Origin of the sequence: Arthrobacter sp. LAR12-1-1.1 (assembly GCF_040676555.1) — a bacterium.
GTDB lineage: Bacteria > Actinomycetota > Actinomycetes > Actinomycetales > Micrococcaceae > Arthrobacter.
The window spans coordinates 134254-152638 of the sequence record NZ_JBEGIG010000067.1; the positions used below are offsets into that span (position 1 = coordinate 134254).

Consider the following 18385-nt stretch of genomic DNA (forward strand, 5'->3'; position numbering starts at 1 on the left):
GCCCCCTCTAGCCCGCAGTTGTGGCCTCTTTTGGGCGCCCAAAACGGCCCCAGCTGCGAGTTAGTTGGGTGAACGCGTTAGCGCGCGATCTTGAAATTGAACTCGCCGGTGCCCAGCGCGCCCCAGAGCCGCAGCCAGATCGGCAGGATCATTTCCGCGCCGCGGGCACTCGTGATGTCCCCGAGGTCAATCACGTCCCGGTGGCCGAAGCCCTTGAGCAGTTCCGTTACGGCGGCCTTGGCCTCGGCGTCGTCCCCGGAGACGAACACCGAGTGGTCGCCGCCGGCAACGCGCGCCGGATCCACCATCACGGACGCCGTCATGGTGTTCAGCGTCTTGACCACCTTGGCCTCCGGGAAGGCCTGCTGGATCTGCTCGCCGAGGCTGTCCGTGTTCACCGGGTTCAACGACGGCGGCATGCCCTGCGAAAAGTCCAGCGGGTTGGCGATGTCCATGATGACTTTGCCGGCGAGGTTCCCCGTGCCTGCGGCGGCCAGAGCCGCCAGGGAGCCGCCGCCGTTCGTCGCGTTGACGACCAGCTCTGCGCCGGCCGCAGCGTCGGCAAAGGCGGCGAGGGCGATTCCGGTGTTGGCGGCGTGCCACTGGGCGAACGGCGCGGTGCCCATCATGTCCGGCTCGGTCCGGGCGAGCGTCGCCTGCGGGTCGCGGGTGCCCATCACGACATCGTGCCCCAGGCCCGCGAGTGCGCCGGAAATCGTGCGCCCCACCATGCCGGTTCCCAGTACTGCAATCTTCATGGCATCCTCGTTCTGAATCAGCGGAGTAGACAGGTTCGTCTACGTGTCGGCACGACGCTATCAGACAGACCTGTCTACGACAAGGAGGGATTGCATCCTGCATGCCGAAAAAGAACGACTGACAAAGTTTGAAATCTGTCAACTGATTGTTGTACGCTGGATCCATGACAACTTCTACTCTCGGCGCCACCCGCACGCTGGGCTCCACGGGCCCCACCACCGCCCCCATCGGTCTCGGACTGATGGGCATGTCCGATCTTTACGGTCCCGCCGACGACGCCGAGAGTGTCGCCACGATCCAGGCCGCCCTCGACGCCGGCGTGACGCTGCTGGACACCGGGGACTTTTACGGCATGGGGCACAACGAAATGCTGCTGCGCGACGCGATCCGCGGCCGCCGGCGCGAGAACGCCCAGATCAGCGTGAAATTCGGTGTCCTGCGCGATGCCCGGGGCGGATGGAACGGCGTGGACACCCGGCCCGCCGCCGTCAAGAACTTCCTCGCCTATACCCTGCGGCGCCTCGGCACCGACTACGTGGACATCTACCGGCCCGCCCGCCTGAATCCGACCGTGCCGGTCGAGGAAACCATGGGCGCACTGGCCGAGCTCGTGCAGCAGGGCCTCATCCGCCACATCGGGCTCTCCGAGGTTGGCGCCGATACCCTGCGCCGCGCCAACGCCGTCCACCCGGTCTCCGACCTCCAGATTGAGTACTCACTCATCTCACGAGGCATCGAGCAGGACATCCTGCCCACGGCCCGCGAACTCGGCGTCGGCGTCACCGCGTACGGCGTGCTGTCCCGCGGCCTGGTCTCGGGCCACTGGCCCGCGGCCGGAACCGAGAACCGACGCGACTTCCGGGCCCACCTGCCCCGCTTCTCCGGCGAGAACCTGCAGCGCAACCTCGAACTCGTCGAACGGCTGCGCGGCATCGCGGACCGTAAGGGTGCGACCGTCGCCCAGCTCGCCATCGCCTGGGTCCTCTCCCGCGGCGAGGACATCGTCCCCCTCATCGGCGCCCGCCGCCGCGAGCGGCTCACCGAATCGCTGGGAGCAACCGATCTGGTCCTCTCCGTCGAGGACCTTGCGGAGATCGAGGACGCCGTCCCGGCCGACGCCGCCGCGGGCACGCGTTACGACGCCGGCCAGATGGCCATGCTCGACAGCGAACGCCGGTGACCCCTGCCGCCGTCGTCCTGACGGAAGAGCGCATCCTCGACGCCGCGGAAGACGTGCTGCGGCGCTTCGGGCCGGCCAAGGCCACGGTGGTGGACGTGGCAAAGGCCCTCGGCGTCAGCCACGGCAGCGTGTACCGGCACTTCCCCACGAAAGTCGCGCTGCGGGACGCGGTGGCCCGGCGCTGGCTGGACCGCCTCGCAGATCCGCTGGATCCGGCCCGGGATACGGACGGCCCGGCTGCGGAACGTCTGCTCCGCTGGCTTGAACGGCTCGCGGCCATCAAGCAGGGCATGGCGCTGAACGATCCCGAGCTGTTTGCCACCTTCAGCCAGCTGACCACCGAGGCACGGGATGTCGTGGCGGTCCACGTTGGGCATCTGGCCGCGCAGCTCACGGAAATCATTGCCGACGGCGTCAGCAGGGGCGAGTTTGCTGTCACGGATCCGCCGACGGCAGGCCTTGCGGTCCTGCACGCGACCGCGCGGTTCCACCACCCGCTGCACGCGGCGGAATGGGCGGATCCGGCCATCGGGGCCCAGCTGCAGGAGGTCTGGCGGCTGCTCGTACAGGGCCTGGCCGTACGGCCGTGAGCCCGGGGCAGGCCTGCGGGGCGTGATTCGAGCCAGGGCGTAGACAGACTTGTCTGTGTACGATGGTGTCATGACGCTGTCAGCAGCCCCTGCCCCGCCGGCGGCCCGCACCCCCGCCGGGCAGGCCAGAGAGAAAATCCTGGCCACGGCCTTCCGGCTCTTCTACGCGCACGGATTCCGGGCTGCCGGCATCGATACGATCATCGCCGAGTCCGGCGTCGCGAAAGCCACGTTCTATAAGTACTTTCCGGCCAAGGACGACCTCATCCTGGCTTATCTGGAGAAGGTCGACGGCATCTGGACCGGGCAGCTGCACGCCGCCGCCGAGGCCGCCGGCGAAGACCCCGCCGCGCAGCTCGTGGGCCTGTTCGATGCCCTGACAACCGCCTGCCGGCGGGACGGCTACCGCGGCTGCGCCTTCATCAACGCAGCTGCCGAGTCGGCCGCCGGCACCCGGGTCCACGACCGGACCGTGGCCCACAAGCAGCAGATCCGCGCCTGGATCCGGGACCTGGCCGCCCGCGCCGGCGCCCAGGACCCGGACCAGCTTGCCCGCAGCCTGACCCTGCTCCTCGACGGCGGCCTGGCCAGCGGAGTGCTCGACGGCGACCCGGAAGCGGCCACCGCCGCCGGGACCACCGCAGCCCAACTGGTGGCTGCCAGCCTCGGCAGCTCCCCCGGCGGACGCAGCCTGAGAACCGGCCCCGACGGAAACCCTGGAGGAACCCATGACCACCATTGAGCCCGCGGTCGACCCGCAGCTTGCCCGCTGGCAGCGCTTCCGGAACAGCCGGAACGCGGCCCTCGCCAGCGACCACGGCTGGCTGACGCTGACCTCGTTCCAGTGGCTCGAGGACCGGCCGGCCGCCGTCGAGCTCGCCCCCGGGCTCTGGTCCACTGACGGCACGACGGCGTTCCTCACCGCCGCCGCGCCGGACGGTCTGACCCTCGTGGAAACCGGCGAACCCGTGGACGGGACCATCAGCGCCGTGCTCTCGGACGAGGAATCACTCATGTGGGTCCAGTACGGCGGCGACGACGGCCGCCAGGTGGTGGTGGAGCTCGCCATGCGGGCGGACAAGTACGCGATCCGCACGCGCGACTCCCAGTCCCCGGCGTTCACGGAGTTCGACGGCGTGCCCACCTTCGACTTCCGCCCGGACCTGGTCATCGAGGCCCGGTTCATGCCCTATCCCGAGCCCGTGGATGTCCCGATCGGCACCGCCAACCCGCTCGTGGACGGGGTCCACCGCTCGGTCGGCGAGTTGGTCTTCCGGCTGCCCGGCACAGACCACGAGTTCCACCTGCACGCCGAGGAGGAGAAGCTCGGTGCGTTGACGGTCACGTTCCACGACGAGACCAATGGGGAATCGACGGACGAGTGGCGGAAAGTCTCCACCGCAAAACCCCGCGTCGATTCATCCGGAAATGCGACCGTGATCTTGGATTTCAACCGGGCCATCAACTACCCCAGTGCCTTCACCCCGTACGGCACCTGCCCCATGCCGGTGAAGAACAACAGCCTGGACTACCGCATCGCAGCCGGCGAGAAGGAACCCGGCCTCTTCTGAACGGTCTTCTAGACGATCGCGGACACGCCGGTGACGGCACGCCCCGTGATCAGGGTGTTGATCTCGAACGAGCCCTCGTAGGTGTAGATCGCCTCGGCGTCGGAGAAGATCTTGGCCATCCGGTAGTCGGTGACGATCCCGTTGCCGCCCAGCAGGGACCGGCCCATCGCCACGGTTTCGCGCATCCTGGCGCTGACATAGGACTTCGCGAGGGCCACCTGCGGCATGTCCGCGGCGCCCTGGTCCTGCAGCTGCGCGATCCGGACCATCATGCCCATGCTGGCCACGGCGTTGCCGAGCATGGTCACCAGTTGCTGCTGGACCAGCTGGAACTTCGCCAGCGGGCGGCCGAACTGCTGGCGTTCGACGGCGTACTGCCGGGCGACGTCGAAGGCCGCGAGCTGCTGCCCCACGCCCTGCCAGGCCACCATGATCCGGGAACCGCGCAGGAGCTCGTTGGTGTCCTCGAAGCTGCTGATGCCCGCGAAGCGGTCCGTTTCGGCCACGCGGACGTCGGTGAAGACGATGTCCGCATTCTGCACCGTGCGCAGCGCAATCTTGTTCTCGATCCGGCTCCGGCTCACGCCCGGCAAGGTGGCGTCGACGATGAAGCCGCGGATGCCGCCGTCGGCCTCGTCCCGGGCCCAGACCAGCATGTAGTCGCAAAACGTCCCGTTGCCGATCCAGCGCTTGGCGCCGTTGAGCACCCAGGCGTCGCCGCCGTCGGCCGCGCCGCCGGGGACCCGCCGGGCCCGGGTTTCCATGCCGCCGGCAACGTCCGAGCCGTGGTCCGGTTCGGTGAGGGCAAAGGCGCCGGTGGTGCGCAGGTTCGCCGCGTCCTCGAGCAGGCGCGCCTTCTGCTCCTCGGAGCCGAAGCCGTAGAGCGACTCCACAAAAAGGTCATGGTGGACCAGGAAGAACGTGGCGAGCGAGGTGTCCACCCGGGTCATCTCGGCAATGATGATCCCGGCGAACAGGTTGCTGTAGCCGCGCTGGGCGGGGGCGCTGAGCTCCAGGGCGGCCAGTTTGGGCAGGATGCGGGCCGGGAATTCGGCCTTGTTCCACCAGTCCGTGGCGAACGGGGCGACCTCGGCGGCCAGGAACTCCCGCAGCTGCGCCAGTTTGGCCCGCTCCGCCGCGCTGAGCAGGGATTCGTAATCGAAGAAGTCCGCCGTGGGCAGCCCCGCCACTGACGGTGCTGCCACTGACGGTGCGGCCGTGGCAGCCAGCCCTGTCCTGGTCATTTCGGAGCCGGTCATTTCGGAGCCGGTCATTTCGGGCCCATGCGGATGGCGCCGTCGAGACGGATCGTCTCGCCGTTGAGCATGGCGTTCTCCACAATGTGCGCGGCGAGGTTCGCGTATTCGGCGGGGCGGCCCAGCCGCGAGGGGTGCGGCACCTGCTGGCCCAGGGAGTCCTGCGCCTCCTGCGGCAGGCCGGCCATCATGGGAGTCTCAAAGATGCCCGGTGCGATGGTGACCACCCGGATCAGCGAGCGCGCGAGTTCGCGGGCGATCGGCAAGGTCATGGCGGCGACAGCGCCCTTGGAGGCGGCGTAGGCGGGCTGGCCGATCTGGCCGTCGAACGCGGCAACGGAGGCGGTGTTGATGATGACGCCGCGTTCGGGCCCGCCGAGTTCGGTGGCGGCGGGCTCGGTGGTGGCCATGGCGGCCGCGGCGAGGCGGATCACGTTGAAGGTGCCCACGAGGTTGATCTGGATGACGCGGTTGAAGGCCTCCAGCGGGAGCACGCCCTCGCGGCCCAGGACCTTGCCGGGGGTCGCGATTCCCGCGCAGTTCACCACGATGCGCAGCGGGCCCAGGGCGGCGGCGGCATCGACGGCGGCCTGCACCTGCACCTCGTCCGTGACGTCGGCGGGGACGAAGACGGCCGTGCGGCCGGTTCCGGCCGGCGTACCGGCGGCGGCACCGGCGGCGGCCTCGCTAGCGGCGGAGGCGGTCAGTTCGGCGGCAAAGGCGTCCCCGGCGGAACCCGGCAGGTCCACGAGCACCACCGACGCACCGGCGTCGAACAGGCGCCTGGCCGTGGCTGCTCCGAGACCTGAGGCCCCGCCCGTGATCAGCGCGACAGTACCCTTGATGTCCATCCATCCTCCTTGATGTGGAACCGAACCCCGGCCGCGAAGCCTCTGACGCGGGCGGCGCCTGAAGCAGCAGCCCGCGGGGAACATTAGTTAGTGAATGTTAACTGGAATGCGGCCATTGCGCACCTTTGGGCGCACCCGCTCAGGGCCGCGGTCACGATCGAGGTCCGGACGGGCTCCCGCGAATAGGCTTGAGCCATGACCCGAGCCGACGCCTCCGCCCCCAACTGGTCCTTCCGCGCGGACGAGGCAGCCCGCTCGGTGACCAGGCTTTTCGGGCAGCGGCTCTTCTTCCTGCCGGGAACCCACATCGCCGCGATCCTCCGGCCGTCAGGCCGGCTGAAGAACCTGTCCCGGCCCTGGCACTACTGGTGGCAGGCACACTACCTGGACTGCCTCGTGGACGCCGGCCGCCGGGAACTGGGCTCGCCCGGGCGTCGGGGGGCCAAGTTCGACGGCGAGAACCGGCCCAGCGCCGGCCGCCTCGCATCGCGGCTCGTCACGGGCATCCGGCTGCGCAATTTGCTCACGGTGGTCAACAACTACTACGACGACATGGCCTGGCTGGCCCTGGCCACGCTCCGGCTGGACAAGCTCGCCGAGGACAGCCGCAAACGCACCGGCCGGCAGCGCAACGCCAAGGTCCTGCAGAGCCTGACCCTGCAGTTCGACTCCGCCTCCACCGACGACCTCGGCGGCGGCACCTTCTGGAGCACGAAGCGCGATTTCAAGAACACACCCGCCACCGCACCGGTGGCCCTCTACTACGCGCGGACGGGCAACCGGGCCAAGGCGCAGGCCCTGCTGGACTGGCTGGACGCCAAGCTCTACGAACCCGGGCAAGGCCTCTACCGGGACGGCCTGCGGATTTCCGGGACGGGTGACGTGGTGCTGGAAGAGACCATCTACACCTACAACCAGGGGCCCGTCCTCGGGGCCTTGCTCGAACTTGGGGGCGAGGCGAACCTCGGGCGTGCGGCCGCGCTGGTGGCCGCCGTGGCGCGCAGCCTCACGCATCCGGCCCCGCTGCTGGGGCGAACCGCTGCGGTGTTGCGCTGCGAGGGAAGGGGCGACGGCGGACTCTTCACCGGGATCCTCGTCCGCTACCTGGCCCTTGCCGCCGTCGACGAACGGCTGCCCGCCGAAACCCGGGCCACGGCGGCGGCACTCGTGAACGATACAGCCGAGGCCCTCTGGGAAGGCCGTCGGATCCTCCCGGCGCAGGACCGCCTCGCGCGCCCCGGCAGCCATCTGGTCTTCTCCGACCGCACTGAACTGCCGGCACGCCGCAGCTACCCGGAGGGCGCCGCCGTCGAGCTGTCCACACAGCTCCAGGCCTGGATGGTGCTGGAGGCGGCCGCATCCATCGCGACGGCGCCGGCACCGCAGCCCAATTAGGTCACGCAACAGTTTCGTAATTCATGTGATACTGATCACTTAATGCGGATTCGGGTTGGTCGCTTAGGTTTGGCTAACCTACAGTCTTTCGTAGTGAGCATGCCCTAACTTCCCCGCTCACGGGGGGCAGGGCACTACGACGACTTCCTTGCAGAAAGTAGCCCCATGAAGATCCGCACCAACGCGCTGGCGGGCATCGCCCTGGCCGCCACTGCCGCCCTGGGCCTGGCCGCCTGCGGCTCCGGCTCCTCCTCCCCGGCCGGCAGCAGCGCAGCCGCCGGTGGCTCCTCCGCCGGCGAGATCACGGTCTATAACGCCCAGCACGAATCCCTGACCAAAGAGTGGATCGACGCCTTCACCGCCGAAACCGGCATCAAGGTCACCGTGCGCCAGGGCGACGACACCGAAATGTCCAACCAGATCGTCCAGGAAGGCCAGGCCTCGCCGGCGGACGTCTTCCTCACCGAGAACTCCCCCGCCATGGCCCAGGTGGAAAACGCCGGCCTCTTCGCGGACGTGGACAAGGCCACCGTGGACCAGGTCCCCGCCGAATTCCGTCCTTCCACCAACAAGTGGACTGGCATCGCGGCCCGCTCCACCGTGCTGGTTTATGACAAGAACAAGATCAGCGCCGACAAGCTGCCTAAGTCCATGCTGGATCTGGCCAACCCCGAGTGGAAGGGCAAATGGGCCGCTTCCCCGTCCGGCGCCGACTTCCAGGCGATCGTCTCGGCCCTGCTGGAACTCAAGGGTGAAGCCGCCACGCAGGCATGGCTCAAGGGCATGAAAGAGAACTCCAAGGCGTACAAGGGCAACAGCACGGCCATGAAGGCCGTCAACGCCGGCGAAGTGGACGCCGCCCTGATCTACCACTACTACTACTACGGCGACCAGGCCAAGACCGGCGAGAACTCCAACAACGTCACGCCGTTCTACTTCAAGAACCAGGACCCGGGCGCATTCGTCTCCATCTCCGGCGGCGGCGTGCTGAAGTCCTCCAAGAACGCCGCAGCGGCCCAGTCCTTCCTGAAGTTCATCACCGGCAAGAAGGGCCAGGAAGTGCTCCAGAAGGGCACCTCCTTCGAGTACGCCGTCGCCTCGGACGTCCCGTCCAACGACAAGCTGGTTCCGCTCAAGGAGCTGCAGGCACCCACAGTGGATCCCGCCAAGCTCAATTCCGCCAAGGTCACCGAGCTGATGACCCAGGCAGGACTGCTGTAGCAGCAGTGACTAGCAAGCTGGCGGTCCCCGGTCCATCCGGGAACACGACGACGGCGGGCAGGGGCAAACGTCCCCGCCCGCCTTTCGGCGTCTCTGTCGTGTCCATCATTGCGGTCCTGATCGCCCTGTTTTCCCTGGTGCCCCTGGCCTACGTGGTCTTCATGACGGCCTCCACTGGCTGGGACACCGCCGCCGCCTTGATCCTGCGCCCGCGCGTGGGCGAACTCCTGCTGAACACCGTGCTGCTGACCGTGGTGACGGTGCCGCTGTGCCTGGTCCTGGGCGTCGGCGGCGCGTGGCTGGTCGAACGCACCAGCCTCAGGGGCCGGAAATGGTGGGCCGTGCTGCTGGCCGCGCCGCTGGCCATCCCCGCCTTCGTCAACAGCTACGCTTGGGTTTCCGCGGTGCCCTCCCTCGGCGGGCTGTGGTCCGGGGTCCTGATCGCCACCCTCTCCTATTTCCCGCTCGTGTACATCCCGGCGGCCGCGACGCTCAGCCGCCTGGACCCGGCGATCGAACAGTCCGCCGCCTCCCTCGGGCTCGGCGCCTGGCGCGCGTTCTTCCGCGTGGTGCTGCCGCAGCTGCGCATCGCCATGACCGGCGGCGGGCTGCTGGTCGCGCTGCACCTGCTGGCCGAATACGGGGCGTTCGCGATGATCCGCTTCGACACGTTCACCACCGCGATCATGGTGCAGTACCAGTCCACCTTCAACGGGACCGCGGGGAACATGCTGGCCAGCGTGCTGGTGTTCCTGTGCCTGATCTTGCTGCTCGTGGAGGTCCGCAGCCGCGGCAGCGCCCGGTACGCCAGGATCGGCTCGGGCGCCCAGGCGCGCGCCTTGCGCCTGCCGCTGCACGCCTATCAAGTCCCCGCCCAGCTGTCCCTGATCGCCCTCACCGGGCTGGCGTTCGGCCTGCCGCTGACGTTTGTGCTGCGCTGGATCGTCGCCGGTGGCCCGGAAATCTGGGCAGCCGAGGAATTCATGCCGGCCCTTCTGCAGACCTTGGCCTATGGCCTTGCGGGGGCCGTCGCCACAACCGTGGTCGCGTTCCCCATGGCTTTTCTGGCCGTGCGGCGTCCCGGCTGGTTCAGCAAGTCTTTGGAGCTGTCCAACTACATCACCAGCTCGATGCCCGGGATTGTGGTGGGCCTGGCCTTCGTGACCGTGAGCATCCGGATGGTGCCCAGCATGTACCAGACCTCAGCGCTGCTTATCGCGGCCTATGTGCTGTTGTTCCTCCCCCGGGCCCTGGTGAACATCCGCTCGGGGCTGGCCCAGGCACCGAAGGAACTCGACGAGGCCGCCCAGGTGCTCGGCAAGCCGCCGCTGCTGGCGTTCCTGCGCGTGACGCTCCGCCTCACCGCTCCCGCCGCGGCCGGCGGCGCTGCCCTGGTGTTTCTGGGGATTGTCAACGAACTCACGGCCACCCTCCTGCTCTCGCCCAACGGGACGCGCACCCTCGCCACAGAGTTCTGGAGCAAGAGCAGCGAGATCGATTACGCTGGCGCCGCCCCCTATGCGCTGCTGATGATCCTGATCTCGGCGCCCATGACCTACCTCCTCTTCCAGCAGTCCAAGAAAGTAGCCGGACAGTGACCGATGTTTACCCGTCGCGTGAGGCCCCCTCGCGTCTGCCCGAGCCGCGAGTCGCGGCTTCCGTGGCCACCAGCACCAACAGCCACCTGGAAATCGACGCGGTCACCAAGAACTTTGGCCCCCAGGCCGTCCTCAGGGGCGTCAACCTCTCCGTCGCCAGGGGCGGAACGACGGCGATCGTGGGGCCGTCCGGCTCCGGCAAGACCACACTCCTGCGCCTGATTGCCGGCTTCGAACATCCGGACACCGGCAGCATCTCGCTGGGCGGGAGCAAGGTGGCGGGCGAGAACGCCTGGGTCCCCGCCCACAAGCGCCACGTCGGCTACGTGGCCCAGGACGGCGCTTTGTTCCCGCACCTGACCGTCGGGCAGAACATCTCCTTTGGCCTGGACGCCTCGCAACTCCCCGGCGGGCACCGCGGCGTCAAGGCGCGGGTCGGCGAGCTGCTGGAAATGGTCTCCCTGGACCCGGCCATGGCCAAGCGCCGCCCGCACCAGCTCTCCGGCGGCCAGCAGCAGCGGGTCGCCCTGGCCCGGGCGCTGGCCCGCAAGCCCGCGCTCATGCTGCTGGACGAGCCGTTCTCCGCCCTGGACGCCGGCCTGCGGGTGGCCACCCGCCGCGCTGTGGCCCAGGTCCTGAAGGATGCCGGCGTCACCACGATCCTGGTCACGCATGATCAGGCCGAGGCGCTGTCCTTCGCCGACCAGGTGGCCGTGATGCGCGGCGGCAGGCTGGCCCAGATCGGCAACCCGTTCGTCGTCTACACCCGCCCGGCGGACCGTGCCACCGCCGAATTCCTGGGCGACGCCGTCATCCTGGATGCCTGGATGGAAGGCTCCCTGGCCACGTGTTCGCTCGGCGGGATCCCCGTGCGCCGCCCGCCGGCGCAGGGCCGGGTCCAGCTGATGCTGCGGCCCGAGCAGATCCGTATTTCCGAGGACGGCCCCATCCGCGGCACCGTGGTGGACACCGACTACTTCGGCCCCGAGACCACGGTGCGGCTCCAGCTCCCGGTTCCGCCGGTCCTTGCCGCCGGCGCCGTCCCGGACCACCGCTACCCCGGCGGCGGGGAAATCATCACCATCCGGCACTGGAACGCCTCGATCGCCCGTCCCGGCACGGAGCTGCGGCTTCGTGTGGTGGGCGAGGCCGTGGCCTTCCCGGTGGATGAGCAGCAGTCTCCGTAATCGTGCTCTGCAGATAGGGTGGGCGGATGACTGTTCAGCCTGGCCTGCACCGCCAATACTGCTCCGTTGCCGCCCCCACGCAGCTGTGGCTCGATCCGGACGGCCGCCTGGCCGGCGAGATCAAACCGCCCGGAGCCGGTGAGGCTGCTGATCCGGCCGGGTTCACCGGGCTGCTCCACGGCGACACCCGGATGCTGTGCCGGGCGCTCGTGCGCGTCAACGGCCTGGAACCCGAACCGGCGGCCGTCGAGACCGAGCCCGGCGGTGTCCTGCGCGTCCGGGGCCTGGTCCGGGGCATCCCGGGACCCACTGAGGATCCCGCCGTCGAGCTCTTCCAGACCTGGACCGTGACGCCGGGCGTGGTGCGGCACACCTTGCAGCTGCGCACCTCACTGGAGTCCCTCGACGTCGAAATCGACATTGAACTTGCCGCCGACTTCACCGACATGGCCCAGATCCGCCTCAGCCGTTTCCGCGACGCGTCCGGGCCGGTCTCTGCCGATGAGTCCGCGCTGCGCTGGAGGCAGGGCGGCAAGACCCTGACGGTTGCGGCCGCCGGCGCCGTCACCCCGGAAGGGCACCTTACCTGGCGCGGAACCCTGGGCCGGGGCGGGCCGTTCGAGGCCGAATGGCAGGCCATCCTCACCGACGACGACGACGCCGTGGTGGCGGCCCGCCCGCCCGCAGCCCGGCCGCCGCGAACCGGACCGGCCGGAGCCTTGGGCCTGCTCCTGGATAACTCCCTCGATGAAGTGGCCGGGCTCCGTCTGGCCACCCGCCAGCTGCCGGATGCTCCGTTCATCGCCGCCGGGGCGCCCTGGTACTTCACGCTGTTCGGGCGGGATTCGCTGTGGGCCGCGCGGCTGCTGCTGCCGCTGGACACCGGACCGGACACCGGTCTGGCGGCGGGCACGCTGCGCGCACTTGCAGCCTTCCAGGGCACCCGCACGGACGCCGCGGCGGCCGAGGAACCCGGCAAGATCCTGCACGAGCTGCGGTCCAAAGAGCTTGTGCTGGAGAGCCAGGGCCTGCGTCTGCCGCCGGTGTACTTCGGTGCCGTGGATTCCACCCCGCTGTGGCTTTGCCTGCTCGGCGAACTCTGGCGCGCCGGCCGGGACGACGACGCCGTACGGTCGCTGCTGCCGAACGCGGCACGCGCCGCGGAATGGCTGCTCGCTGCCGGCACCAACGGAACGGTCGGTGCAGCGGACGGCACAGCGGGCAACGGTGCACCGGGCAACGGCGGGTTCCTCAGCTACCGTGACGCGTCCGGGCACGGCCTGAGCAACCAGGGCTGGAAAGACTCCCGGGACGCCATGCAGTTCCGCGACGGACGCCAGGCCGAGGGGCCGATTGCCCTGTCCGAGGTGCAGGGCTACGCGTACCAGGCAGCGATGGAGACGGCGGAGCTGTTCGACGCCTTCGGCGAACCCGGCGGCCAGGCACTGCGTGACTTCGCCGCTGCCCTCCGGCTCAGGTTCCGGGAGCGCTTCTGGGTTGAGGACGACGGCGGACCGTTCCCGGCCATGGCCCTGGACGGACACGGGGTTCCCCTGGACATCCCCGGCTCAAACATGGGACACCTGCTGGGCACGGGCATCCTGGACGCGGCCGAGGCCCGGATCGTGGCGGACCGGCTGGTGAGCCCCGAGTTGTTCTCCGGATACGGCGTGCACACGATTTCGCGGCGAGCCGCAGGGTTTTGGCCCTTCAGCTACCACTGCGGCTCGGTCTGGAGCCACGACACCGCCATCGCGATCCGCGGCCTCCTGGCCGACGGTTTCATCGCCGAGGGCCGGATCCTCGCCGATGGCCTGCTCGCGGCGGCGGCCTCCTTCGGGCACCGGCTGCCGGAGGTGTTCGCAGGGGTGCGGGCCGAGGACTCGGGCGTCGCGGTGCCCTATCCGGCGTCGTGCCACCCGCAGGCGTGGTCCTCAGCCTCGGCGGTGGTGATCGCCCAGGCGATGGGCGTCGGGCTCTGACGGGCCTGGCTCTGACAGGCTAACTTCTGCCAGGCGAACCTCCGCCGGCCCGGGCCGCGTCGGGAGCGCGGCCCGCCCCATGCGGATGGACGGCGCCGGCCGCGGTGCCATAGAGGCGCGGAGCGCGTCGGCCAGGATCACGATCCCGGTAACGGCGAGCGCCAGGCCCATAGCGGCGAGCACGTCCGTCAGCCAGTGATAGCCCAGGTACAGGCGGCTGAAGGCGACCACCAGCGTCCCAGCGGCTGCGGCCGCGAAGGCGAGCACCGACGTCGACTGTTTGCTCGTCCGCGTTCCGCGGGCCGCCACCAGCAGGTAGCTGACGACGCACAGGAAGACGCCGGCACCGAAGGTATGGCCGGAGGGAAATGACAGGGCATCATCCGGTCCCAGCAGAAAGTCGCTGGCGGCGGGTCTGCCCCGGCCGACGTCATGCTTGATCAGCGTGGACACCGCGAAGGTGGCCGCCATGGCGCCGATTAGCAGGGCGGGACGCCAGACTTCCCGTTTCCAGACCGCCCAGGCCAGCGCCACCGCGCAGCCGATCACCGTCATCCACAGCGGCGACGTCACCGCGGTCACGGCCGCCAGGAAAGCGGTGGCGAGCGGGTTCCGGGATGCCACGAGTCGATCGTGCACGGGCGCGTCCAGGGCGGCCACGCCGCTGTTCGACTGCACGGCGGCGAGCACGGTCCAGAAGATCGTCTCCCCCGCGATCAGCATGCCCGCTGCCACGAAGAAGAGCCGCCGCTGGGACATCAGCGGCGGGCGGGCAGGGGGTCGCGGGGCACGCTGGGCAAGAAGCATCGACCAATCCTGCCAGTGGCAACTACCTGCAGCCCGGACGGCCGCTGGGAATTCGCTGGGATCCCCCGGCGGCTGGGTCCGCGGCGGGCGGACCGCTAGGGTTCCCGGGGCCGCTTGGTCTGCGGGTACGGCGTTTCGAACCGGGCGAGCATCTCCACGAACCCGGCGATCTTCTTCTCCCGGGTGGACGCCTGCTTGACCGAGTTGGTGCGGTAGATCAGGGCATACCTGTTCACGGACGTCAGGACCTCGAACATCGCCTGCGCCCGGGGCTCCGCCGCGATGGCCGCGGCGAGGTCATCCGGAACCTCCGCCGTCGCTGAGCCCGAATAGGCGGCCTCCCAGCGCCCGTCAGCCTTGGCGGACTCGACGGCGGCCCGGCCGGCCGGGGCCATCCGCCCCGCCGACTCCAGGCGTTCAATCCGTTCCACGTTCCGGGCCGACCACACGCTCTTGCGTCCCCGCCGGGTCATCCGCTGGAAGGAACTTTCCTCGTCCCGTCTCCGGCCCTGCCCGTCGATCCAGCCGAAGCACAGCGCCTCCTGCAGCGCGGCCTCGTAGTCCAGTTCGGTCACCGAACCGCCCTTCTTGTGCAGCACGAGCCACACGCCGGGGCTCTGCGCATGATGGTGCTCCAGCCAGGCGCGCCACTCGGCGGCGTCCTTCACCAGCAATTCCTCGAGTTCAACAGCCATGGCCCCATTGTGCACCGTGGGGCTGACCGGATGAGTGCTTTGGTGGCACCATGGCAGGTGGAGCCACATCCGTACGTCACCAGGAGATCCCATGCTGCGCGTCCGCCCGATCCACTACACCTCCCGCATGGACCAGTGGGAGCGTCTGCTGTCCGCCCTCGGCATGGTGCGGACGGTCGACGACGGCGACTGGCAGGAGTTCGACGCCGGCTCGGGCCGCCTCGCCCTGCACCGCGTCGCCGCCGGCGCCCATCCCGGCGGGGACGCCGGTGCCGGAATGGTGCTGGATGGCAAGACGGACTTCGGCGTCGAGGTCGGGGATCTGGCGGAGTTCGCGCGCCGCACCAACGCCGCGGGTGTGGAGGACGGGACCACCCCGGCCGAGCTGGTCAGCGCCCGCCACGGCGACACGTGCCGCATCACGGGCGAGGACGGCTTCGGCTTCTTCGCGGACAAGGCCGCCCACGGCGCGCAGTGCGCGGACGCCGATCCGGCCCTCGCTGTCGTCGAGGTCTGGTTCACCCCGGACGCGGCCGCCGCCGCGCAAACCCTGCGGAACATGGGCGCACGGCTGCGCCCGGCACCGGACGATGACGAAACGGCGGATTTCACGGCGAAGAACGGCGGCGTGCTGATGGTCCGGCCCGCCGGCGGCGCCGCCCGGTCCGGCCTGGGCTTTGAATACACCGGCGACCTGTCCGCCCTGCGGGACCGCCTGGCGGCCGCGGGGCACTCGGTCAGTCTGACGGAAGAGGCGTTCGGGCGGACCCTGCACGTGGCCAACCCCGATGCGGTCGAGCTGCCGGAGAACCCCAACGGGGCGATGCTCTGGATTTCGGCGAAGCCGGAAGGCGCCTGACGGTCCCTCCCGTGCGCCTGTGGCTGTTCCTTATGGTGTTGTCGGGTGGTTCCGTGGCCGTTGTGGGGTCGTGGCTACCCGGGGGTGGCGGGTATGGCTTTGTTGCTGTGGCCGGACGATTGGTGTCGTGACGGCTTCGAAGGATTGGCCGCCCGCCGCCCCGCGATGACCCGACCGCTGATTGAGAGACGCGACTTGATCGCCGGATAGGGACACGACGGCGCGGTTATCTGCCGGGTTCCACCCATCCGACAGACTGGAGGCTGTTTTGGTGCATCTATGGGCCGGCATTGACGCCGGCAAAGCCCATCATCACTGCGTCGTGATCGACGCCGACGGAAACCGGCTGCTCTCGCAGAAAATCCCTAACGACGAACCGGCCCTGCTGGAACTCATCGCCTCCGTCCTGAAACTCGGCGACGGCGACGAGGTCGTCTGGGCGACCGACCTGAACCACGGCGGCCCGGCGCTCCTGATCGCCATCCTCGTCGCCCACGGCCAGAACATCCTCTACATCCCGGGCCGGATCGTCCACCCCAGGTGCTGCTGAGCATGCCCGGCTTCGGACCCGTCCTCGCCGCCGAGTTCCTCGGCGCCACCGGCGGAGACCTGACCGTCTTTGAAACCGCGGACCGGTTCGCCGGCGTCGCCGGACTCGCCCCCCCCCGCGCCCCGGGACTCCGACAGGATCACTGGCAACCACCACCGGCCCCGCCGCTACGACCGGCGGCTCCTGCGCGTCTTCTACCTCTCCGGGGCACGACGACACTCCGCGCGCACGGCATCTCTTCATGCGCGAATGGGATCAAAGCATCCTCACGGAGCAGCACCAGCCTGCCGCTCCCACTGAAACGGCAGGCCTTCGCCGGTCCCGTCTCGCACTCGAAGACGGAACCGTCGTCGGCTCCATCTCCACCTCCTTCGATGAGGAACCCGACGGGTTCACAGCACGCCTGTCCGTGAGCTTGCCCGCCACGTGTGACTGCCAAGGCCCTTCCCGCCAACATGCAGCGACGCACCGGGTGGAAAGGTCCTCGCTGCGAAAAACGGCGACGAGCCCGAGAGACAGGAAGATCTCCACCGGAACCCCGCCTGCCAGGGAGCGCAACGCGCACAATAAGAACTAAGTCTGCTCAGGCCTCAGCCGGGGAAAAAGCGCCTCGGAATTGCCGCGGTCTATCGCCGCGCGCACGGAGGGGTCCAGCGGATAATTCTCATACTCCATATTCAGGAAATCGATCGCCGCAGAGGGTGCGAACGGGAAGTCAGTTCCGTATGTGATGCGGCTCGGGTCAGCTACCTCGAGCAGGCTGGGCAGGGCCGCCGGGCTGGCAGACAGGGCCACGTCGTAATAAAACCGCCGCAAGATGGACTGCTTCTTATCTCCCAGCGCCGCCAGCGCGCTGAGGGCCAGGTCCTTATCGTTGAGCATCGTCAGCAGGATCCTGTAGGCGATGTAAGGCACGAAGCCGCCCGCGTGAGCCAGGATGAACCTGACTCCCGAGAACTTTTCCATCGCACCGGACAGGATCAGGCTGATAGCGGTGCGGGTGGTGTCGAGCAAGAAATCTGCGGCAAAGGCGGGTATGCCCGGCACCGCCGGAGCGGGCAGCTCAGCGGGGTGGATGAACACTACGGCCCGGCGGTGGTGCAGGAACTCCAGCAGAGGCTCAAAGCCAGGATCGCCCAGATAGCGGCCGGCGTTGTTGGCCAGCAATACGATCCCGTCCGCGAGCAGGGTGTCCAGGGCGTACTGGGCCTCCGCCAGGGCGCCTTGCACGTCCGGCAGCGTGAGCGTCGCGAAGAACCCGAACCGCTCAGGCCGGGCCGCGACCACCTCTGCACTGTATTCGTTGATCTCCCGCGCCCGCCGCCGTGCCTCCGCAGCGTCCCCGAAGTACACGCCGGGCGTGGACAGGGACAAGATGCCGGTCTGCACGTCGTGCCTGTCCATGAACTTCAACGCTGAGCGCTCGGACCACGACGGCAGGCCAATGCCGCCGGGGCGGATGCCCTTTTCAAGCATCCAGCGCGCATACCCAGGCGGAACGATGTGCTGGTGAGTGTCAATGCGGTACGGCCGGCCCATCCGGATCCCTGTCCACGTGCTCGTTTCGCTGATACGCGGGCACTCAGCGGATGTGAACAATCTACTCGCAAATCCGACCCGTGAGCAGACCGCCGGACGGTGCCTGGGACTGAGCTAGACCGTCAGTGGGCGCTCTTCGAAATCGTGTGTACCAACCGCCGCGGGCGCTGGGAGCCGTTCTCTTAGTCGCCCTGCTGGTGGGGGAGAAGGGACACCGGTACAGGTGCCGCCCCGCCCACGTGAAAGGAACAGTCCATGAGCAACAGCAAAACCCGCAGACCATATCCCGGAACGACGACCGCCAAGTGCCTCGGCCCCTAGCCATAGGCCTCAGGAATCCATTGA

General features: G+C 68.9%; 17 protein-coding genes and 1 pseudogene. 12 read left to right on the plus strand and 6 right to left on the minus strand.

What is annotated here, in order from left to right:
• Window positions 1–77: 77 nt before the first annotated feature.
• The gene (locus MRBLAR12_RS21650) at window positions 78–758 is read right to left on the minus strand and encodes an NADPH-dependent F420 reductase (protein WP_364748344.1); all 681 of its coding nucleotides are present in this window, start codon (window positions 756–758) and stop codon (window positions 78–80) included.
• A gap of 164 nt (window positions 759–922) precedes the next feature.
• Between MRBLAR12_RS21650 and MRBLAR12_RS21655 the strand changes: the two genes are divergently transcribed.
• The 4 genes from MRBLAR12_RS21655 to MRBLAR12_RS21670 all read left to right on the plus strand — a co-directional run bounded on the left by MRBLAR12_RS21655 (window position 923) and on the right by MRBLAR12_RS21670 (window position 4100).
• Window positions 923–1939 carry an aldo/keto reductase gene (locus MRBLAR12_RS21655; RefSeq protein ID WP_229994638.1) on the plus strand — a complete coding sequence of 339 codons (1017 nt, stop codon included), beginning with the start codon at window positions 923–925 and terminating at the stop codon, window positions 1937–1939.
• The gene (locus tag MRBLAR12_RS21660) at window positions 1936–2529 is read left to right on the plus strand and encodes a TetR family transcriptional regulator (RefSeq protein ID WP_229994637.1); all 594 of its coding nucleotides are present in this window, start codon (window positions 1936–1938) and stop codon (window positions 2527–2529) included. Before MRBLAR12_RS21655 ends, MRBLAR12_RS21660 begins: the two co-directional genes overlap by 4 nt.
• A gap of 70 nt (window positions 2530–2599) precedes the next feature.
• The gene (locus MRBLAR12_RS21665) at window positions 2600–3271 is read left to right on the plus strand and encodes a TetR/AcrR family transcriptional regulator (protein WP_364748347.1); all 672 of its coding nucleotides are present in this window, start codon (window positions 2600–2602) and stop codon (window positions 3269–3271) included.
• Window positions 3258–4100 carry a DUF1684 domain-containing protein gene (locus tag MRBLAR12_RS21670; protein ID WP_229994635.1) on the plus strand — a complete coding sequence of 281 codons (843 nt, stop codon included), beginning with the start codon at window positions 3258–3260 and terminating at the stop codon, window positions 4098–4100. Before MRBLAR12_RS21665 ends, MRBLAR12_RS21670 begins: the two co-directional genes overlap by 14 nt.
• Window positions 4101–4108: 8 nt before the next feature.
• Here the strand turns inward: MRBLAR12_RS21670 and MRBLAR12_RS21675 are convergent, their stop codons facing one another.
• The gene (locus tag MRBLAR12_RS21675; RefSeq protein ID WP_364748460.1) at window positions 4109–5344 is read right to left on the minus strand and encodes an acyl-CoA dehydrogenase family protein; all 1236 of its coding nucleotides are present in this window, start codon (window positions 5342–5344) and stop codon (window positions 4109–4111) included.
• A gap of 26 nt (window positions 5345–5370) precedes the next feature.
• On the minus strand, window positions 5371–6207 hold the full coding sequence (locus tag MRBLAR12_RS21680; RefSeq protein WP_229994634.1) for an SDR family NAD(P)-dependent oxidoreductase: 837 nt from the start codon (window positions 6205–6207) through the stop codon (window positions 5371–5373).
• 195 nt (window positions 6208–6402) lie between these two features.
• Between MRBLAR12_RS21680 and MRBLAR12_RS21685 the strand changes: the two genes are divergently transcribed.
• From MRBLAR12_RS21685 to MRBLAR12_RS21705, 5 genes are all read left to right on the plus strand, one after another.
• Window positions 6403–7602: a glycoside hydrolase family 76 protein gene (locus tag MRBLAR12_RS21685; protein ID WP_229994633.1), complete on the plus strand. Its 1200-nt coding sequence runs from the start codon at window positions 6403–6405 to the stop codon at window positions 7600–7602.
• A 165-nt stretch (window positions 7603–7767) separates the two neighbouring features.
• Entirely contained in the window at window positions 7768–8823 is a 1056-nt protein-coding gene (locus tag MRBLAR12_RS21690; protein WP_364748352.1) for an iron ABC transporter substrate-binding protein, read from the plus strand.
• Window positions 8824–8921: 98 nt separating this feature from the next.
• Window positions 8922–10421 carry an ABC transporter permease gene (locus MRBLAR12_RS21695; RefSeq protein WP_414645560.1) on the plus strand — a complete coding sequence of 500 codons (1500 nt, stop codon included), beginning with the start codon at window positions 8922–8924 and terminating at the stop codon, window positions 10419–10421.
• Window positions 10418–11608, plus strand: a complete 1191-nt coding sequence (locus MRBLAR12_RS21700) for an ABC transporter ATP-binding protein (protein ID WP_364748358.1) — start codon at window positions 10418–10420, stop codon at window positions 11606–11608. Before MRBLAR12_RS21695 ends, MRBLAR12_RS21700 begins: the two co-directional genes overlap by 4 nt.
• Window positions 11609–11634: 26 nt before the next feature.
• On the plus strand, window positions 11635–13590 hold the full coding sequence (locus MRBLAR12_RS21705; RefSeq protein ID WP_364748360.1) for a glycogen debranching N-terminal domain-containing protein: 1956 nt from the start codon (window positions 11635–11637) through the stop codon (window positions 13588–13590).
• Here MRBLAR12_RS21705 and MRBLAR12_RS21710 read toward each other — a convergent pair.
• Together MRBLAR12_RS21710 and MRBLAR12_RS21715 are read right to left on the minus strand one after the other, a co-directional pair.
• Window positions 13543–14397: a phosphatase PAP2 family protein gene (locus tag MRBLAR12_RS21710; protein WP_364748363.1), complete on the minus strand. Its 855-nt coding sequence runs from the start codon at window positions 14395–14397 to the stop codon at window positions 13543–13545. The genes MRBLAR12_RS21705 and MRBLAR12_RS21710 overlap by 48 nt on opposite strands.
• A 95-nt stretch (window positions 14398–14492) precedes the next feature.
• Entirely contained in the window at window positions 14493–15092 is a 600-nt protein-coding gene (locus tag MRBLAR12_RS21715) for a YdeI/OmpD-associated family protein (protein WP_364748366.1), read from the minus strand.
• Window positions 15093–15183: 91 nt separating this feature from the next.
• On the opposite strand from MRBLAR12_RS21715, the gene MRBLAR12_RS21720 reads away from it, so the two are divergent.
• The 3 genes and pseudogenes from MRBLAR12_RS21720 to MRBLAR12_RS23790 all read left to right on the plus strand — a co-directional run.
• Complete coding sequence (locus MRBLAR12_RS21720; RefSeq protein ID WP_364748368.1) at window positions 15184–15951, plus strand: VOC family protein; 768 nt, start codon at window positions 15184–15186, stop codon at window positions 15949–15951.
• A gap of 271 nt (window positions 15952–16222) precedes the next feature.
• A complete protein-coding gene (locus tag MRBLAR12_RS23785; protein ID WP_414645561.1) occupies window positions 16223–16501 on the plus strand; it encodes an IS110 family transposase in 279 nt (92 codons plus the stop codon).
• Window positions 16492–16705, plus strand: a pseudogene (locus tag MRBLAR12_RS23790) (transposase); the annotation flags it as partial. The gene MRBLAR12_RS23785 and the pseudogene MRBLAR12_RS23790, both read left to right, overlap by 10 nt.
• A gap of 369 nt (window positions 16706–17074) precedes the next feature.
• Here the strand turns inward: MRBLAR12_RS23790 and MRBLAR12_RS21730 are convergent.
• Window positions 17075–18040 carry an amidohydrolase family protein gene (locus MRBLAR12_RS21730; protein ID WP_364748370.1) on the minus strand — a complete coding sequence of 322 codons (966 nt, stop codon included), beginning with the start codon at window positions 18038–18040 and terminating at the stop codon, window positions 17075–17077.
• Window positions 18041–18385 lie beyond the last annotated feature (345 nt).

What these genes read in the sequence shown, in the direction of transcription:
- MRBLAR12_RS21675 (WP_364748460.1), bottom strand. Translation starts at nt 5,344, where the DNA reads ATGACCAGGACAGGGCTGGCTGCCACGGCCGCACCGTCAGTGGCAGCA.
- MRBLAR12_RS21650 (WP_364748344.1), bottom strand. Translation starts at nt 758, where the DNA reads ATGAAGATTGCAGTACTGGGAACCGGCATGGTGGGGCGCACGATTTCC.
- MRBLAR12_RS21680 (WP_229994634.1), bottom strand. Translation starts at nt 6,207, where the DNA reads ATGGACATCAAGGGTACTGTCGCGCTGATCACGGGCGGGGCCTCAGGT.
- MRBLAR12_RS21720 (WP_364748368.1), top strand. Translation starts at nt 15,184, where the DNA reads ATGCTGCGCGTCCGCCCGATCCACTACACCTCCCGCATGGACCAGTGG.
- MRBLAR12_RS21655 (WP_229994638.1), top strand. Translation starts at nt 923, where the DNA reads ATGACAACTTCTACTCTCGGCGCCACCCGCACGCTGGGCTCCACGGGC.
- MRBLAR12_RS21685 (WP_229994633.1), top strand. Translation starts at nt 6,403, where the DNA reads ATGACCCGAGCCGACGCCTCCGCCCCCAACTGGTCCTTCCGCGCGGAC.
- MRBLAR12_RS21665 (WP_364748347.1), top strand. Translation starts at nt 2,600, where the DNA reads ATGACGCTGTCAGCAGCCCCTGCCCCGCCGGCGGCCCGCACCCCCGCC.
- MRBLAR12_RS21730 (WP_364748370.1), bottom strand. Translation starts at nt 18,040, where the DNA reads ATGGGCCGGCCGTACCGCATTGACACTCACCAGCACATCGTTCCGCCT.
- MRBLAR12_RS21690 (WP_364748352.1), top strand. Translation starts at nt 7,768, where the DNA reads ATGAAGATCCGCACCAACGCGCTGGCGGGCATCGCCCTGGCCGCCACT.
- MRBLAR12_RS21670 (WP_229994635.1), top strand. Translation starts at nt 3,258, where the DNA reads ATGACCACCATTGAGCCCGCGGTCGACCCGCAGCTTGCCCGCTGGCAG.
- MRBLAR12_RS21715 (WP_364748366.1), bottom strand. Translation starts at nt 15,092, where the DNA reads ATGGCTGTTGAACTCGAGGAATTGCTGGTGAAGGACGCCGCCGAGTGG.
- MRBLAR12_RS21710 (WP_364748363.1), bottom strand. Translation starts at nt 14,397, where the DNA reads ATGCTTCTTGCCCAGCGTGCCCCGCGACCCCCTGCCCGCCCGCCGCTG.
- MRBLAR12_RS21705 (WP_364748360.1), top strand. Translation starts at nt 11,635, where the DNA reads ATGACTGTTCAGCCTGGCCTGCACCGCCAATACTGCTCCGTTGCCGCC.